This is a genomic window from Actinotalea endophytica (assembly GCF_025717005.1).
Lineage (GTDB): Bacteria > Actinomycetota > Actinomycetes > Actinomycetales > Cellulomonadaceae > Actinotalea.
In genome coordinates this window covers 347,302-363,080 of record NZ_JAOVZU010000001.1, presented here as the reverse complement: position 1 = coordinate 363,080, position 15,779 = coordinate 347,302, and the positions used below count along the sequence as shown (strand labels likewise).

The following is a 15,779-nucleotide window of genomic DNA, read 5'->3' as shown; positions in this document are numbered from 1 at the left end:
CCCCCCCCCGGGGGGGTGGCCTCGGTCGGGGGGGCCCCCCCCCCCCCCCCCCCCGCGGTCCGGGCCCTGTGCGAGGGCTGGGCCAGTGCGATGGACGCCCTGCCGGCGCAGTCCGCGGTGATCGACCCCGAGTCCGGCCTGCCGACGCTCGACTACCTCGCGGTCCGCCTCGGCGAGACCTACGGCACGGCCCGCCGTCACGCGCACCACGCGTTCACGACCCACTGCCTGGTGCTCGTCGACGTCGCGGCCGGCGAGGTTCCGCCGTGGCGCCGCATGGCGCGCTCGGCAGCGATGGGCCGCTCCCTGACCGCCGCGCTCGCCCCGGGCCACCCGATGGCCGCACTCGGCGGTGGCGCGTTCGCGGTTCTCGTGGCGCGGGACTACGACCTGGGCGAGACCGTGCGTCGGATGCGCGAACAGGTCACGCTCAACGCCGAGGCGCTGCAGATCAGCGAGCTGATCCGGCAGCCCCCGCGGATCTGGATCGAGCCGCTCCCGGAGACCCACGAGCGAGCGGTCGACCTGCTCAACCACCTGCGTCGCTGAGACGCCGCGCCGCGAGGCGCACAGACGTCCGCATCCCCCGGACTCACGCCGGCGGGAGCCCTTGGAGGGGGGCTCCCGCCGGCGTCGTGGTTCCCGGACCGCCCGGTCGCCGCTCCCCGCCCCTCGCGGCGTCGGCTCTCGCAGAGCATGCGGCACGAGAGCGGGAGCCCCGGCCCGTGATGGACCGGGGCTCCCGTCGTGCGGTGCGCCGTCAGGACGGCACTCGGTCAGACGAGCTCGCCGTCAGGACGGCTCGTCGTCAGAACAGCTCGTTGACCCGATCGCTGCTCGGCGGAGCCACCGGGCTGAAGGTGCCCAGGTAGTTCGTCAGCGCCAGCAGGTCGTTCCCGCCGTCCAGCCGGGCGCCACCCACGGCCGCGAACTCGGCGAAGTTGTCGCCGCCGTCGGCGAGGAAGTTGTTCACCGTGACCATGTAGCTCGCGGCCGGATCGATCGCGACCCCGTCGAGAGCCATGTCGGTCACCGCCACCGACGTGCACGTGGCCACGCCGGCGACGTCCTCGATCGTCCGGTTCAGGGTGTAGGTGAAGCCCTCCGAGACGCCGAGGTGCAGGAACGGGCGGCTCGAGCCGGCCGGCTGGCACTGCTCCTCGAGGACCGTCTGGATCTGCGCACCGGTCATCGGGAAGGTCAGCAGCGTGTTGCCGAACGGCTGGAACGTGAAGGCCTCTCCGTAGGTGACGACCCCGTCGCCCTCGTCGCCCGAGGCGGCGTACGTCAGGTCGGATCGGACCCCGCCCGGGTTCATGAAGGCGATGTCGGCGCCGTTCTGGCTGGTCGACCACAGCTGGGCGTCGGCGACCAGGTTGCCGGCCGGGGACTCGACCCCACGGTCGGTGCCGGGCGGGGTGCCGCCTCGGTTGATGTCGGCCGTGATGGTGCCGACCGGCGTGTTGCCGGCGGCGTCGTACAGCGGCATCCACTTGTCGATGATCGCGGTCTGCGCCGGGTCCGGGGTCAGCACCGTCTGGTCGACGAGGTGGTTGACGGCCCAGCTCTTGCCCCGCACGACGTCCTTGGTCGCCCGGTCGATCTTGAGGTGCATCTCGGTGACGACGCGGCCGTAGGAGTACGCGCTGGTGACCATGCGCGGCTTGCCCGCGGGGTCGGGGAGCGTGCAGTTGTACGGCAGGTGGGTGTGCCCGGTGATCACTGCGTCGATCTCCGGGTCGAGACCCGCGTTGATCGTCACGACCGGACCGGAGATCCCGACGCAGGCGTCGATCTCACCGGGCGGCGGGGTCTGCGAACCGCCCTCGTGCAGCAGCACGACGATGGACTCGACGCCCTGGGCCTTGAGCTCGGGGACGAGCGCGTTGGCGGTCTCGACCTCGTCACGGAAGTCATAGCCTTCGATCCCCGCTGCGGCGACGAGGGTGCTCGTGGCCTCGAGCGTCATGCCGATGAAGCCGACCTTGACTCCGCCGACCCGCTTGATCCAGTAGGGCGCGAGCGCCGTCTCGCCGGTGGACTCGTCCACCACGTTCGCGGCCAGCCACGGGAAGTCCGCACCCGCGTAGGGGTCATCCGGGAAGTAGCAGCCGTCCACCGGGTGGCAGCCGCCGTCCTGCATGCGCAGCAGCTCGGTGACGCCTTCGTCGAACTCGTGGTTGCCCACGCTGGAGACGTCGAGCCCCATCGCGTTGAGCGACTCGACCGACGGCTCGTCGTGGAAGAGACCGGACAGTGCCGGCGAGCCGCCGATCAGGTCACCGGCCGCGACCGTGAGGGAGTACTTCTGGCCGTCGCGGAGCTGCGCCAGCTCCGCGGCCAGGTACTCGGCGCCACCGACCGTGTCGTTGGTGTCCACCGCACCGTTGCCGGTCGCCTCGAGGTGCCCGTGGTAGTCGTTGAACGCCAGAAGCTGCAGGTCGATGTAGCGGCTCTGCCATCTGTCGTGGTGAGGGTCCTTCGGCCCGGGCGATCCCTTGGCGAGCGCGCCGGGTGCTGCGAGGGTCGCCAGGGCGAGTGTCAGGGAGAGGGCGCCGACACCCGCGACGGCGCGCCGGACGGAGCGCCGCTTCCCGGGGGTGGAGGAGTTCACTGTCACAGGGGTCTCCTAGTGGTGGGATGGCCAACCGGGGACCGCCGGACATGCGACCCCGCGGGCTGGAACGGCACCGTCCTACCACGGACCTAGGTCCCACACAGGGGAGTCGGCGGAACTACTCCGAACGGGTGATGAACCGTCATCCGGCGGTCACCGGACGTTCGCCGCCCCGTTGCAGGTCAGGGGCACCCAGGGGTTCGTCGGACGCACCGCCGACGGCCGCCCCTGGGCCCACGTCGCCGGCGGTTCTCGCACCGCCGGCGTCCGCATGTCGGAGGCCGCGTCTCGCCGATCGGGAGGCGCAGCCGAGCGACGGTCTGTCGCGGGGGAGCCACAGCCGAGCGACGGTCGGTCGCGGGGGTGCCGCAGGCGGCGCAGGCGACGCCCCGGCAGGCCTCAGCGAGCGGGCCGCCAGATCACCAGGGCGCCGGAGCTGGTCACCCGAGCCGGGCGATGACCCCGGGGCACCGCGACGACCTCGCCCTCGGGACCGGCCGCGAACACCCGCCGGCCCGGGTCCGCCGCGTGCTGGAGCTGGTCGATCTCGCCGCGCAGGCGCTCGACCTCGGCCTCCAGCGCGAGGATCCGCTTGATCCCGGCCAGGTTGATGCCTTCGTCCTGGGACAGCCGCTGGACCTCGCGCAACGTCGCGACGTCGCGCAGCGAGTAGCGACGGCCACGACCGCGCGTGCGGGTCGGGGACACCAGGCCGAGGCGGTCGTACTGCCGCAGGGTCTGCGGGTGCATGCCGGCGAGCTCGGCGGCCACCGAGATCACCAGGACCGGCTGGTCGACCGTCATCTGACCTCCGTCACGCACCCTGACCTCCCGGCTCAGTGCCCCGCCTGCTCGCGGAGCTCGGCCCGCACGTCGGCACCGTCGGTCGCTCGGGCGAACGCCTCGACGGCCGCCTTCGCGTCGTCGGACAGCCGCTGCGGCACGACCACCTGCACGGTGACCAGCAGGTCGCCGTCACCCTGCGGCGTCGGCACACCCTTGCCACGGACCCGCAGCGTGCGGCCGGACGGCGTCCCGGCGGGCACCTTGACCCGCACCGTGCCGCCCTCGAACGTGGGCACCTCGACCTGGGCGCCGAGCGCCGCCTCGGAGAACGTCACCGGCAGCGTCACGCGCAGGTCGCGCCCGTCGATGCTGAACACCGGGTGCGGCTCCACCGAGACCTTGATCGCCAGGTCGCCGGCCGGCCCGCCGTCCGTACCGGGGCGGCCCTTGCCGCGCAGCCGGATCTTCTGCCCGTCGCGCACGCCCGGCGGGATCCGCGCGGTGACCTTGCGTCCGTCCACCGTGAGCGTCACGGTCGAGCCCTGCACGGCCTGCCGGAACGGCAGGGTCGTGGTCGCCTCGAGGTCCACGCCGCGCTGCGGCCGCCGGCCGAACCCGGCCTGCCGACCGGCACCGCCGCCACCGAACAACCCACCGAGGATGTCCTCGAAACCGCCCGCACCCTCGGCACCGGTGGTGGAGTAGCGAACCCGCGCGCCACCGGGCGCGCCCGCGCCCCCGGCGCCGGCGCCGAACAGGCCGCCGAACAGGTCCTCGAACCCGGCCGCACCCGCGCCGCCGGCACCCGGCGCCTGGAACCGGGCGCCGCCACCGGCCATCGCGCGGACCGCGTCGTACTGCTGGCGCTGCTCGGGATCGGACAGCACCGCGTAGGCCTCGCCGACGTCCTTGAACTTCGCCTCGGCCGCGGCGTCACCCGGGTTGTGGTCGGGGTGCAGCGTGCGGGCGAGCTTGCGGTACGCCTTCTTGACCGCGGCGGCGTCGGCGTTCTTGGGCACGCCGAGGATCGCGTAGAAGTCCTTCTCGAACCAGTCCTGGCCCGTCATCGGCGCCGCCCTCCTCTCGTAGCCTCCGCCGGGTCTCGTCCGGTGTCCTCACCCACGGACCCGGACGAGACCCGCTGCCCGCGTCGTGTCACTCGGGTTCCGCGACCGCCACCCGGGCGGCGCGGACGATCCGGTCGCCGACGCGGTGTCCGGCCTGGAGCACCTGCACCACGGTCGGCTCGGTCACATCGTCCTGGTGCGCGTGCATGAGCGCCTCGTGGACCGTCGGGTCGAACGGCTCGCCGGCCGCGCCGTAGCGCTCCCAGCCGAACTTGCCGAGGGCGCCCTCGAACTTCTCCGAGACCGCCAGGAACGGACCGGTCAGCTCGCCGTGGGCCCGCGCCGCGTCGACGTCGTCGAGCACGCCGATCATGGCCTCGACCATGGCGATCACGGTCTGGTCGCGCGCCACGAGCCGGTCGCGGTCGACCCGCTTGCGGTAGTTGACGTACTCCGCCTGGAGCCGCTGGAGGTCCTCCAGCCGCTCCGCGGCGATCGACTCGGCGGCCTCGAGCGCCGCGACGACCGGGTGCGGCTCGAACTCCGGCCCGCCGCCCTGGGCGGCCGGGTCGGCCGCGGGGGTGGCGGCCGGGGTATCCATGCCGGCCGGCTCCCGGACCGCTCCGGTGGTCGGGTCGATCCGCCGCTTGTCGGTGAACCGCGGCGGCGGCTCCTCCCCGTGCGGGTTCTCGGTGGGGTGATCGGTCACTTGCCCTCGTCCTCGTCCACGATCTCGGCGTCGACCACGTCCTCGTCGTCGGAGGACGTGCTCGACTCGGCGGTGTCGGCCGGCGCCTCGGTGGCGGCGGCCTGGTCGGCCGCGTAGACGGCCTCACCGATCTTCTGGATGACGCCGGCGAGCGCGGCCTGCTTGGTCTTCACGGCCTCGATGTCGTCACCCTCGAGCGCGGTGCGCAGCTCGGCGGTGGCGGTGGTGACCTCGGACTTCACGTCCTCCGGGACCTTGTCGCCCGCGTCGGCGAGCGCCTTGTCCGCCTGGTAGGCCAGGTTCTCCGCGGTGTTGCGGACCTCGGCCTCCTCACGGCGCTTGTGGTCCTCGGCGGCGTGCGCCTCGGCCTCCTTGACCATCCGGTCGATCTCGTCCTTCGGCAGCGCCGAGCCGCCGGTGATCGTCATCGACTGCTCCTTGCCGGTGCCGCGGTCCTTGGCGGACACGTGCACGATGCCGTTCGCGTCGATGTCGAAGGTGACCTCGATCTGCGGAACGCCGCGCGGGGCCGGCGCGATGCCGGTCAGCTCGAAGGTGCCGAGCGGCTTGTTGTCCCGGGCGAAGTCACGCTCGCCCTGGAACACCTGGATGAGCACCGACGGCTGGTTGTCCTCGGCGGTCGAGAAGATCTCGCTGCGCTTGGTCGGGATGGCCGTGTTGCGCTCGATGAGCTTGGTCATCACGCCGCCCTTGGTCTCGATGCCGAGGCTCAGCGGGGTGACGTCGATGAGCAGCACGTCCTTGCGCTCACCCTTGATGACACCGGCCTGGAGCGCGGCGCCGACGGCGACGACCTCGTCCGGGTTGACGCCCTTGTTGGGCTCCTTGCCACCAGTGAGCTCGCGCACGACCTCGGTCACGGACGGCATGCGGGTCGAGCCGCCGACCAGCACGACGTGGTCGATGTCGGAGACCTTGATGCCCGCGTCGCGGATCACCGCGTGGAACGGCGCCTTGGTCCGCTCCAGCAGGTCGGAGGTCATCTGCTCGAACTGCGCCCGGGTGAGCTTGGTGTCCAGGTGGATCGGACCGTTCTCGCTCATCGACAGGTACTGCATCGAGATGGTCGTCGTGGTGGTGGAGGAGAGCTCCTTCTTGGCCTGCTCGGAGGCCTCGCGCAGGCGCTGCAGCGCGATCTTGTCCTTCGACAGGTCGACGCCCGAGGAGTTCTTCACCTCCTTGATGAGGTGCTCGACGATCCGGTTGTCCCAGTCGTCACCACCGAGGTGGTTGTCACCGTTGGTGGCGCGCACCTGGATGGTGGAGAACTGGTCCTCGTCCTTGCCGACCTCGAGGAGGGACACGTCGAACGTGCCGCCACCGAGGTCGAACACCAGGATCAGCTCGTCCTCCTTGCCCTTCTCCAGGCCGTAGGCGAGCGCGGCCGCGGTCGGCTCGTTGACGATCCGCAGCACGTTGAGGCCGGCGATCTGGCCGGCGTCCTTGGTGGCCTGGCGCTGGGCGTCGTTGAAGTAGGCCGGGACGGTGACGACCGCGTCGGTCACGGTCTCGCCGAGGTACTCCTCGGCGTCCCGCTTCAGCTTGCCGAGCACGCGCGCGGAGATCTCCTGCGCGGTGTAGGTCTTGTCGTCGATGTCCACCTTCCAGTCGGTGCCCATGTGGCGCTTGACCGAGGAGATGGTGCGGTCGACGTTGGTCACCGCCTGGCGCTTGGCGACCTCGCCGACCAGGACCTCGCCGGTCTTGGAGAACGCGACGACGGACGGGGTCGTGCGCATGCCCTCGGCGTTCGCGATGACGGTGGGCTCGCCGCCCTCCAGGACGGCGACGACGGAGTTGGTGGTACCGAGGTCGATGCCGACGGCACGTGCCATGGGTGGTGCTCCTTAGTGCTGGTGGCGGGTGCCGGGTCGGCGCACGCCGGTGGTCAGGATCAGACGATCAGGTCAGGTTGAGCCATCTGCGCTCAAGTCTGCGGGGTTCACCTGCCTGCGTGCAAGTCGCCTGCCGCAAACTTGAGCCTGTCTGACTCAACTCACAGCGGGCGGCCGGAATTCCCCCAGGTCCGAGGGCGCCGGCCAGGCGCGGACGCCGGCTGCGTTCTGCCGTCAGCAGATCGCGGTGACGGCGCCGGTGTGGCCGTGGCAGCGTCGGCGCATGGACGCCACCGTGATCTCTCTCGCCGAGCACCGCCGCGCGCCGGACCGGAGGCGCGGGTCGAGTGCCGCCGCGGCAGGCAGCCCCACGACATCGAGCCCGACCGCCGCAGGCCCGAGCGCTGCGACCACCACGCCCGGGACCGCCCCGCCCGCCGGCCGCGCGTGGCGCCGGACGATCGGGCACCTGCTGCGCCGGGCCCGGCAGGACGCGGGGCGGCGACTGGTCGACGTCGCGCAGGACGCGGGGGTCTCGCCGCAGTACCTCTCCGAGGTCGAGCGCGGCCGCAAGGAGGCGTCCTCGGAGGTGCTCGCGGCCGTCACGCACGCCCTCGGGATGACCCTGATCGATCTCGCTGCCGGGCTGGCCCGCGAGATCGAAGCGCCCACGACCGGCGCACAGTGCCGGGCCGCCTGACCGCACGCTGACGCCGACGGGCGCTCGCTCACGACATCACCCGACCCGCGAGGACGAGGCGCCGGACCTGCGCCCCGGAGGCCGGCTCAGCTCACGCGCCCAACCGCGCCACCGGCAGCCGCCGGGGCGGCACCACCGCGTCGGCCACGCCGTAGGCGACCGCCTGCTCGGCGTCCAGCACCAGGTCCCGGTCGGTGTCCCGGCGCAGCGTCGCGACGTCCTTGCCGGTGTGCCGGGCGAGCACCTGCTCGAGCTCGCCGCGCACCCGGACCACCTCGTCGGCGGCGAGGATGAGGTCCGGGATCGTGCCGCGGCCCTGCGCGGACGGCTGGTGCAGCAGCACCCTCGCGTGCGGCAGCACCCCGCGCCGGCCGGCCGCTCCCCCGGCGAGCAACACGGCGGCCGGCCCCGCGGCCTGGCCCACGCAGGTCGTGGTCACCTCGGGGGCGACGAACTGCATCGCGTCGTACACCGCGAGCATCGCCGAGGTCGAGCCGCCAGGTGAGTTCACGTACACGTCGATCGGCGCGTCGGAGACCGACTGCAGGTGCAGCAGCTGCGCGACCAGCACGTTGGCGAGCCCGTCGTCGATCTCGGCGCCGACGTAGACGATCCGCTCCGAAAGCAGCCAGCTGAACACGTCCGTGACCCGCTCACCCCCGCCCGGCCGGCGCTCGGTGACGTACGGGATCGCGTAGCCGCTCATCGGTCCACCGCCCGGAACCCGGTGCTCGACGCGCCCGGGCGCACGTCGGCGAGGTCGGTGAGCACGTGGTCGACGAACCCGTACTCACGAGCTTCGGCCGCGCTGAACCACCGGTCGCGCAGCGAGTCCTCGGCGACCCGCTCGACCGGCTGCCCGGTGTGCTGCGCGATCAGGCCGAGCACGGTGTCCCGGGTGTGCCGCAGGTCGTCGGCCTGCAGCTCGATGTCGACCGCCGTGCCGCCGATGCCGGCCGACCCTTGGTGCAGCAGCACGCGCGAGTGCTCGAGCGCGTACCGCTTGCCGGGGGTTCCGGCCGAGAGCAGGAACTGGCCGGCGCTGGCCGCCCAGCCCATCGCGAGCGTGCTGACGTCGTTGGGGATCAGGCGCATCACGTCGTGGATCGCGAGCATCGCCGGCACGGACCCACCGGGCGAGTTGATCCACAGACTGATCTCGCGGCGCGGGTCCTCCGCAGAGAGCAGCAGCAGCTGGGCGCACAGCCGGTTTCCGGCCGCCTCGTCGAGCTCGGTGCCGAGCACGAGGATGCGCTGGTTGAGCAGTCGGGTCGCGAGGTCCTCGTCGAGAGGCCTGGTGCGGGGTGCATCGGTCATGCCTCGAGCCTGCGCCGCGCGGACCGGGTGCGTCCGGCGGCGCTGCCGGGAGCAGTGCTGCCCGCGGCGGTGCTGCCGGGAGCGGCGCTGTCCACGGCGGTGCTGCCCTGCCGGTGCCGCCCGGAGCGGTCCGCGGAAGGGGCGGCCGGACACCGGGCTCGATCCGCGCTGCGTCCGATCGAGCCCGCATCGGCGGCCGAGCGCACACCCGGGACCGAAACCGGCACGGCACGTCGGACCCCTCCGCTAGGTTCGTGAGGCAGGTGGGCGAGTCCCCGCGCAACGACGCGCCGGTCGCGAGCCGACACCTGCCCGAGCCGAGAGGGAGCCGCGTGACCAGCATCGTCCGTACCACCACCCCGTACAGCTACTCAGCCGCGGTGCGCGCGGCCGACTACGTGTTCCTCGGTCTGCACCGCGGCTTCGGCGACACGTTCGACGAGCAGCTCGACGGGGCGCTGGGCGGCGTCCGCGAGACCCTGGCCGGGCATGACGTGCCGCTCGAGGCGCTGGTCTCGGTGCACGTGTGGCTGCGCGACATCGACGACCTCCCGGCCATGGAGCACGGCTTCACCCGGCACTTCCACGAGGGCGAGTTCCCGGCACGGATGACCTCCACCACGGCGTTCATCGACGACGACTGCATGGTGATGATCGACGGGGTGGCGTACACCCGCTGACCGCTGTCCGAGCGCGGTGGTTGACTCCTGCGGTGACCGAGCAGCCGGTGGGTGACCACCTGAGGATCGTGCGCGCCGACGCGGGGCGCTGGGACGACGTGACCACGGTGTTCGGGACGCGCGGCGACCCGTCATGGTGCTGGTGCCAGTACTTCCTGACCACCGGGCGCGGGTACGAGAAGTCCGCCCAGCACAACCGCGAGGCCCTGCGCCGGGAGGTCGCGTCGGACGACCCGGAGCGCTCGGTCGGGCTGATCGCCTACCTCGACGACGACCCGGTCGGCTGGGTCCAGCTCGGCCCGCGCGGCCGGTTCCCGCGGGTCACCGGGTCACGCGGCCAGCAGGCCGTCCTCGCCGACGCCGGGCTGGACGCCGAGGGCGCATGGCGGGTCACCTGCTTCGTCGTGCGGGTCGGCCACCGGCGCCAGGGCGTCGCGACCGCGCTGCTGGACGCCGCGGTCGAGCACGCCCGCGCCGACGGCGCCCGCGTCGTCGAGGGCCATGCCGTCGACGACGCCGCGCGGGCGAGTCGCCGGGCCGGTGGCTCGGAGCTGTACCCCGGGGTCCTGTCGATGTTCCTCGCTGCGGGGTTCCACGAGGTGGGCCGCACGAGCGCGACCAGAGCCGTGGTGGCCCGCACGGTATGAGGGCGGCATCCTGAGTGCCATGAGCTCGAAGTGGTCGATCGCGTCCGAGGACTCGTTCCTGTCCATCGCCAGCCGGGGCTCGGTGCTCTCGATCGGGTCGGTCGGGTCGGTGGCGTCGGTCGGGTCGCTCGGTGCGATGGGGTCGGCGTTCAGCGTCGGCAGCTCCTTCAGCATCGGGTCGGCGCTGTCGTTCGCCGGGTGCGGCTCGGTGATGGCGGCGCGTGACGCGGGCAGCGTCATGGGCGCCCGACGCCCCGGGCAGCCTGCGCGGTGGGCCGCCACGCAGGGTGCGCTGGTCGCCGCGCTCGTGGCGGTCGTCCTGCTCGGCGCTCGGCACGCACACCGCTGAGGCACCGGTGACCCCGATGGACTTCACCGTCGCCGTCGCGGCCGGTTCGTACCGCGCCGGAGGAGATGGCGCCCTGGCCACGTTGCCGCACCGCTGGACCCGCGCCGGCGTCGAGGTGCACGGCGAGCTCACCGGCGCGCACGTGCTGCACCTGTCGGTCGCGGTGTGCGTGCTCAACGACGTCTACCGCGAGGCGGAGGTGCTCGGCGTGACGGTGCACGGCGTGCGGGTGCGCGCCTCGGGAGGGTTCGGCGACGACTGGGCCTCGACCGGGATCGTCTACGCGGTGGACGTCGCGAGCCCGGACGACGACTCCCGGGTCGCGGCTCTGGTGGCCCGCGTCGACGAGGTCGCCGAGATCCCGCGGGCGCTGCGCCACGCCACGGTCGTCACGCGCGGCTGAGCCCGCAAGGTCCCCGCGCCCGACGCGAGGCACGCACCCGGGGTCGCTCGCGTGGAGGCCCGGCCACCCGCCTCGCTCCGGAGCGGTCAGGGCCACCCGCCTCGCGCCGGAGCGGTCAGGGCCACCCGCCTCGCGCCGGAGCGGTCAGGGCCACCCGCCTCGCGCCGGAGCGGTCCGCCTGACACCATCCCCGACGTGACCGAACGCCCACGCCGGACCGCGCTCGAGAACCTCGCGATCCCGGCGATGGTGGCGCTCGGCGCGATCATCGCCGTCCAGACCAAGGTCAACGGGCAGCTCGCGCAGGAGCTCGGCTCCGGGATGCGGGCGGGGGTGCTGGCCGCCGTCGTGTCCTTCGGGTCGGGTCTGCTGATCCTCACCGCGATCACCGTCCCGTCGCCGCAGCTGCGCGTCGGGGCCAGGTCCGTCTACGCGGCCGTCCGGACCGGCCGGCTCAAGCCGTGGCAGGTCGTCGGCGGCATGGCCGGGGCCATGCTCGTCGCGTCCCAGGGCCTGACCGTCCCGACCATCGGGGTCGCACTGTTCACCGTGGCGGTCGTCGCCGGGCAGACGTCGAGCGGCCTCGCGGTCGACCACGCGGGGCTCGGCCCGTCCGGCCCCCGCGCGGTCAGCCAGGGACGCGTGCTCGGCGCGGCGGTCACGCTGCTCGCGGTCGGCGTCGCGGTGTCCGGTCGGCTCGAGGGGAGCAACGCGCTCACGCTGGCCGCACTCGCGCTCGCCGCGTTGCCCCTGATCGCCGGCGGCTTCGCGAGCTGGCAGCAAGCGGTCAACGGCCAGGTGGCCGCGGTCGGCGGCCCGTTCGCTGCCGCGCTGAACAACTTCGCGGTCGGTACGGCGACCCTGCTGGTGGTGCTCGCTGCGTCGTTCCTCGCCCCGGGCCACCTCACGACGCCACCGACCCAGTGGTGGCTCTACTCCGGGGGCGCGCTCGGCTGCGTGGTCATCGCGTCCGCCGCGGTGCTGGTGCGAGTGCACGGCGTCCTGGTGCTCGGCCTGAGCATCGTCGCCGGCCAGCTCGTCACGTCGGTCGCGCTGGACGCTCTCGGCGGGACGCACCTCGGGCCGTCCACGGTGATCGGCGCGGCGATCGCCCTGGTCGGCGTCACGATCGGCGCGTGGTCCAGCAACCGTGGCGGACGCCGTCCGCAGCGCGAGGCGGGCGCGGCCCGCACCCGGGGCGGACGCCGTCCGTAGCGCGAGGCGGGCGTGGCACCGGCGGTCGGGTCCCCGACCCCGCCGCCCGGCCGGTGGGTAGCGACGCCGATCCCGACACCGAACTCGCCCCGCCACAACCCCCACACCTTGCGACAGGTGCTCCGCGTCGAGACAGGCGCTCCGCGTCGAGACAGGCGCTCCGCGTCGAGACAGGGGGGTGCTGGCGTGTGTCTCGACCCGAAGCCCCTACCTCAGCGCGTCGCTGGCGGAACGTGGTGGTGCGTGATCGCCCACACTTCGGGATCGGCCGGCGGCGTCCACAGACTCCGGGGGCGTCGTCCTCGCGGAGATCTCGGCGGAGTCAGGATCAGCGCCATGGCGCGCAGACCCGGTTTCGACGAACCCGCGACTGTCGTTCCTCCCTCGGTTCGGCTAGCGCGCGAGCTGCCGGGGGCGAGCTCGCGGGCCGCATCACACGAGGGCCAGTGGCAGCGAGTCCGGCGCGGCACCTACTCGAACGCGGCGCCGGCCGACCCCTGGGAGGCGGCCCGCGCCTCGGCTCTCGCGAGGATCGTCGCGGTGGATCGGCAGCTGACTGGGCCGCACACGATCTCTCACCAGTCCGCCGCCTTGCTCTGGGGTCTGCCGATGACGACCCGCGATCCCCGGGTGCATGTCATCCGGCGTGCACCGGCAGGCGCGCGACCGGCCGGCGACGTGGCGCACCACCTCCACGCCGTCGCCCCCGAGGACGTCACGACTCTCGACGGTCGCAGCGTGACCTCCCTCCCACGCACCGTGGTCGACTGCCTCATGTCGGTCGACCCCCGGTCCGGGCTGATCCTGGCCGACGCTGCGCTCCGGCGGGGTCTGGAACGCGACGAGGCAGCACTCCTGCTCAGCCGCATGGGCGGGCGTCGCGGCATCCGCAAGGCTCGTGAGGTCCTCGATCACGCCGACGCGGGGGCCGAGTCGCCCGGTGAGTCGTCCGCCCGACACGCCGTGCTCGCCGCCGGCCTGCCACGGCCGCTGACTCAGATGCGGATCGACACCGACACCGGACCGGTGTGGTCCGACCTCGGCTGGGAGCAGTGGCGGATCGCGGTCGAGTACGACGGCATCGCGAAGTACGGCGCCGGGGAAGCCGTCCGGGACGCACTGCTCGCCGAACGTCGCCGCGAGCGTGCGATCCAGCGCGCCGGTGTGCACGTGATCAGGGTGACGGCCGCCGAGCTGCGCGAACCGGGTCGCCTGGTAGCCGACGTGCTGACCCTTGCGCCACCCGCCGCGGCCTACGCCCTGACCCCGCGACCCCATCTCCTGCTCACCTGATCGCGCTCACCCGCACGCCTGCGCCCTCGCCGAGGGCCGAACCAGGGGTTCCGTGCCGAGCAAGACGCCAGGCAACCCCTGGCTCGGCGCAAAGCCCCTGGCTCGGCGCGGCGGACACGTCGGGAACCACCTCGTCGGCGACCGGCGACCGCACCCTGCGGCGGGGCCCGGTCACGGCACCTTGCGGGCCGCTCCCTTGTCCGCGGACTGGGCGAACGCGGCGAAGATCCGCAGGGCGGCGGAGACCTCGCGCTTACGCTCTCGCGGCTGCCAGCCGATCACGTCCCGCTCGGCCCGACGCCGGGCCAGCACGTCGTCGTCCACCAGCAGGCTCACCCGACGCTCGGGGATCGAGAACTCGATCAGGTCGCCGTCCTCGACCAGGCCGATGGCACCGCCGGACGCAGCCTCGGGCGACACGTGCCCGACGCTCAGACCGCTCGACCCGCCGGAGAACCGGCCGTCGGTGATCAGCGCGCACTTCGGGCCGAGGCCCACACCCTTGAGGTAGGAGGTCGGGTACAGCATCTCCTGCATGCCCGGACCGCCCTTGGGGCCCTCGTAGCGGACCACCACGACGTCGCCCTCGACGATCTTCCCGCCGAGGATCATGTCGACGGCCTCCTCCTGGGACTCGGCGACCTTCGCCGGCCCGCGGAAGGTCCACTGGTGCTCCGGCACACCGGCGGTCTTCACGATGCAGCCGTCCGGCGCGAGGTTCCCGGTGAGCACCGCGAGCCCGCCGTCGGCCGTGTACGCGTGCTCCACCGAGCGGATGCAGCCGCCCTCGGCGTCGGTGTCCAGTGACTCCCACACGTTGGTCGAGCTGAACGCCTGCGTGGTCCGGACCCCGCCGGGCGCCGCGTGGTAGAGCTCGATCGCCTTCTCGGTGGGCCGCGTGCCGCGGATGTCCCACTCGTCCAGCCAGGTGCGCAAGTCGGGGGAGTGGACCGCGTGCACGGAGTCGTCCATCATCCCGGCGCGGTCCAGCTCGCCCATGATCGCGGGGATCCCGCCGGCGCGGTGCACGTCCTCCATGTAGAAGCGGTGCGAGTTCGGCGCGACCTTGCAGATGCACGGAGTCACCCGGGACAGCTGGTCGATGTCGTCCTGGTCGAAGTCGATCTGGCCCTCCTGCGCCGCGGCCAGCAGGTGCAGGATCGTGTTGGTCGACCCGCCCATCGCGATGTCCACGCGCATCGCGTTGGACAGCGACTCCTTCGTCACGATGGACCGGGGCAGCACCGACGCGTCGTCGTCCCGGTACCAGCGGTTCGCGAGCTCGACGACGGTGCGCCCGGCGTCCAGGAACAGGTCGCGCCGCCGCGACGCGGTGGCCAGCGTCGAGCCGTTGCCGGGCAGCGCGAGCCCGACCACCTCGAGCAGGCAGTTCATCGAGTTCGCGGTGAACATGCCGGAGCACGACCCGCAGGTCGGACAGGCGTTCTCCTCGATCGTGGTGATCTCGGCGTCGGAGACGTTCTTGTCGACCGCCTTGTACATCGCGTCGATCAGGTCGAGCCGGGACTGGACCTTGCCGTCGTCGCCGACCACGACGCGCCCGGCCTCCATCGCACCACCGGAGACGAACACGGTCGGGATGTTCAGCCGCAGCGCGGCGAGCAGCATGCCGGGCGTGATCTTGTCGCAGTTGGAGATGCAGACCAGGGCGTCGGCCTGGTGCGCGTTGGCCATGAACTCGACCGCGTCGGCGATGACCTCGCGGCTCGGCAGCGAGTAGAGCATCCCGTGGTGGCCCATCGCGATGCCGTCGTCCACGGCGATCGTGTTGAACTCCCGTGCGATCCCGCCGGCCTCCTTGACCGCGCCCGCGACCAGGTCGCCCATGTCCTTGAGGTGGACGTGGCCGGGTACGAACTGCGTGTACGAGTTCGCGATCGCGACCATCGGCTTGCCGAAGTCGTCGTTGGTCAGGCCGGTCGCGCGCCACAGGGCGCGTGCACCGGCCATGTTGCGGCCGTGGGTGGTGGTACGGGAACGGAGCTCGGGCATGGGGACCTCGGTGGACGTGCGTCGACGCCGAGCCGTGCGGCGGGTGCCCGCCGGGGCGGCATGTGGCGACCGGATGTCGCGGTACCCCCAGGCTAACGCCGCAGGCCATCCACGCCTTCCGGAGGGG

Annotated in this window: 16 protein-coding genes; 8 read left to right on the top strand and 8 right to left on the bottom strand. The window is 72.9% G+C overall.

The window, feature by feature from the left end:
- Positions 1–90: 90 nt before the first annotated feature.
- Positions 91–549 carry a hypothetical protein gene (locus OEB99_RS01750; RefSeq protein WP_263507923.1) on the top strand — a complete coding sequence of 153 codons (459 nt, stop codon included), beginning with the start codon at positions 91–93 and terminating at the stop codon, positions 547–549.
- A 259-nt stretch (positions 550–808) separates the two neighbouring features.
- Here the strand turns inward: OEB99_RS01750 and OEB99_RS01745 are convergent, their stop codons facing one another.
- The 5 genes from OEB99_RS01745 to dnaK all read right to left on the bottom strand — a co-directional run bounded on the left by OEB99_RS01745 (position 809) and on the right by dnaK (position 7,035).
- The gene (locus tag OEB99_RS01745; protein WP_263507922.1) at positions 809–2,620 is read right to left on the bottom strand and encodes a bifunctional metallophosphatase/5'-nucleotidase; all 1,812 of its coding nucleotides are present in this window, start codon (positions 2,618–2,620) and stop codon (positions 809–811) included.
- Positions 2,621–3,016: 396 nt separating this feature from the next.
- Positions 3,017–3,421 (bottom strand): heat shock protein transcriptional repressor HspR, encoded by a 405-nt coding sequence (locus tag OEB99_RS01740; RefSeq protein ID WP_263507921.1) that lies wholly within the window; start codon positions 3,419–3,421, stop codon positions 3,017–3,019.
- Positions 3,422–3,453: 32 nt separating this feature from the next.
- Positions 3,454–4,470 carry a DnaJ C-terminal domain-containing protein gene (locus OEB99_RS01735; RefSeq protein ID WP_263507920.1) on the bottom strand — a complete coding sequence of 339 codons (1,017 nt, stop codon included), beginning with the start codon at positions 4,468–4,470 and terminating at the stop codon, positions 3,454–3,456.
- 88 nt (positions 4,471–4,558) lie between these two features.
- Positions 4,559–5,179, bottom strand: a complete 621-nt coding sequence (gene grpE / locus OEB99_RS01730) for a nucleotide exchange factor GrpE (protein ID WP_263507919.1) — start codon at positions 5,177–5,179, stop codon at positions 4,559–4,561.
- Positions 5,176–7,035 carry a molecular chaperone DnaK gene (gene dnaK / locus OEB99_RS01725; protein ID WP_263507918.1) on the bottom strand — a complete coding sequence of 620 codons (1,860 nt, stop codon included), beginning with the start codon at positions 7,033–7,035 and terminating at the stop codon, positions 5,176–5,178. Before dnaK ends, grpE begins: the two co-directional genes overlap by 4 nt.
- A 283-nt stretch (positions 7,036–7,318) precedes the next feature.
- Between dnaK and OEB99_RS01720 the strand changes: the two genes are divergently transcribed.
- Complete coding sequence (locus tag OEB99_RS01720) at positions 7,319–7,735, top strand: helix-turn-helix domain-containing protein (protein ID WP_263507916.1); 417 nt, start codon at positions 7,319–7,321, stop codon at positions 7,733–7,735.
- 91 nt (positions 7,736–7,826) lie between these two features.
- On the opposite strand, the gene OEB99_RS01715 is transcribed toward OEB99_RS01720, so the two are convergent.
- Both OEB99_RS01715 and OEB99_RS01710 read right to left on the bottom strand, forming a co-directional pair.
- The gene (locus tag OEB99_RS01715) at positions 7,827–8,441 is read right to left on the bottom strand and encodes a ClpP family protease (RefSeq protein WP_263507914.1); all 615 of its coding nucleotides are present in this window, start codon (positions 8,439–8,441) and stop codon (positions 7,827–7,829) included.
- Positions 8,438–9,052: a ClpP family protease gene (locus OEB99_RS01710; RefSeq protein WP_263507913.1), complete on the bottom strand. Its 615-nt coding sequence runs from the start codon at positions 9,050–9,052 to the stop codon at positions 8,438–8,440. Before OEB99_RS01710 ends, OEB99_RS01715 begins: the two co-directional genes overlap by 4 nt.
- Positions 9,053–9,384: 332 nt before the next feature.
- Here OEB99_RS01710 and OEB99_RS01705 point away from each other — a divergent pair, with 332 nt between their 5' ends.
- The 6 genes from OEB99_RS01705 (at position 9,385) to OEB99_RS01680 (ending at position 13,639) form a co-directional block, all read left to right on the top strand.
- Positions 9,385–9,732 carry a RidA family protein gene (locus tag OEB99_RS01705; RefSeq protein ID WP_263507911.1) on the top strand — a complete coding sequence of 116 codons (348 nt, stop codon included), beginning with the start codon at positions 9,385–9,387 and terminating at the stop codon, positions 9,730–9,732.
- Positions 9,733–9,764: 32 nt separating this feature from the next.
- Positions 9,765–10,379, top strand: a complete 615-nt coding sequence (locus OEB99_RS01700) for a GNAT family N-acetyltransferase (RefSeq protein WP_263507910.1) — start codon at positions 9,765–9,767, stop codon at positions 10,377–10,379.
- Positions 10,380–10,398: 19 nt separating this feature from the next.
- A complete protein-coding gene (locus OEB99_RS01695) occupies positions 10,399–10,728 on the top strand; it encodes a hypothetical protein (RefSeq protein WP_263507908.1) in 330 nt (109 codons plus the stop codon).
- A gap of 16 nt (positions 10,729–10,744) precedes the next feature.
- Positions 10,745–11,131, top strand: coding sequence for an OsmC family peroxiredoxin (locus OEB99_RS01690; RefSeq protein WP_263507907.1), 387 nt, complete (start codon positions 10,745–10,747; stop codon positions 11,129–11,131).
- A gap of 195 nt (positions 11,132–11,326) precedes the next feature.
- Positions 11,327–12,346 (top strand): DMT family transporter, encoded by a 1,020-nt coding sequence (locus OEB99_RS01685; protein ID WP_263507906.1) that lies wholly within the window; start codon positions 11,327–11,329, stop codon positions 12,344–12,346.
- 738 nt (positions 12,347–13,084) lie between these two features.
- The gene (locus OEB99_RS01680; RefSeq protein ID WP_263507905.1) at positions 13,085–13,639 is read left to right on the top strand and encodes a PDDEXK family nuclease; all 555 of its coding nucleotides are present in this window, start codon (positions 13,085–13,087) and stop codon (positions 13,637–13,639) included.
- A gap of 171 nt (positions 13,640–13,810) precedes the next feature.
- Here OEB99_RS01680 and ilvD read toward each other — a convergent pair whose 3' ends face one another.
- Positions 13,811–15,652, bottom strand: a complete 1,842-nt coding sequence (ilvD, locus tag OEB99_RS01675; protein WP_263507904.1) for a dihydroxy-acid dehydratase — start codon at positions 15,650–15,652, stop codon at positions 13,811–13,813.
- Between the last annotated feature and the right edge of the window lie 127 nt (positions 15,653–15,779).

Excerpts from the sequence above, each read along its gene's own strand:
- OEB99_RS01695 (WP_263507908.1), top strand. The coding sequence starts at position 10,399 with ATGAGCTCGAAGTGGTCGATCGCGTCCGAGGACTCGTTCCTGTCCATC.
- OEB99_RS01750 (WP_263507923.1), top strand. The coding sequence starts at position 91 with ATGGACGCCCTGCCGGCGCAGTCCGCGGTGATCGACCCCGAGTCCGGC.
- OEB99_RS01735 (WP_263507920.1), bottom strand. The coding sequence starts at position 4,470 with ATGACGGGCCAGGACTGGTTCGAGAAGGACTTCTACGCGATCCTCGGC.
- OEB99_RS01715 (WP_263507914.1), bottom strand. The coding sequence starts at position 8,441 with ATGAGCGGCTACGCGATCCCGTACGTCACCGAGCGCCGGCCGGGCGGG.
- ilvD (WP_263507904.1), bottom strand. The coding sequence starts at position 15,652 with ATGCCCGAGCTCCGTTCCCGTACCACCACCCACGGCCGCAACATGGCC.
- dnaK (WP_263507918.1), bottom strand. The coding sequence starts at position 7,035 with ATGGCACGTGCCGTCGGCATCGACCTCGGTACCACCAACTCCGTCGTC.
- OEB99_RS01720 (WP_263507916.1), top strand. The coding sequence starts at position 7,319 with ATGGACGCCACCGTGATCTCTCTCGCCGAGCACCGCCGCGCGCCGGAC.
- OEB99_RS01710 (WP_263507913.1), bottom strand. The coding sequence starts at position 9,052 with ATGACCGATGCACCCCGCACCAGGCCTCTCGACGAGGACCTCGCGACC.
- OEB99_RS01740 (WP_263507921.1), bottom strand. The coding sequence starts at position 3,421 with ATGACGGTCGACCAGCCGGTCCTGGTGATCTCGGTGGCCGCCGAGCTC.
- OEB99_RS01690 (WP_263507907.1), top strand. The coding sequence starts at position 10,745 with ATGGACTTCACCGTCGCCGTCGCGGCCGGTTCGTACCGCGCCGGAGGA.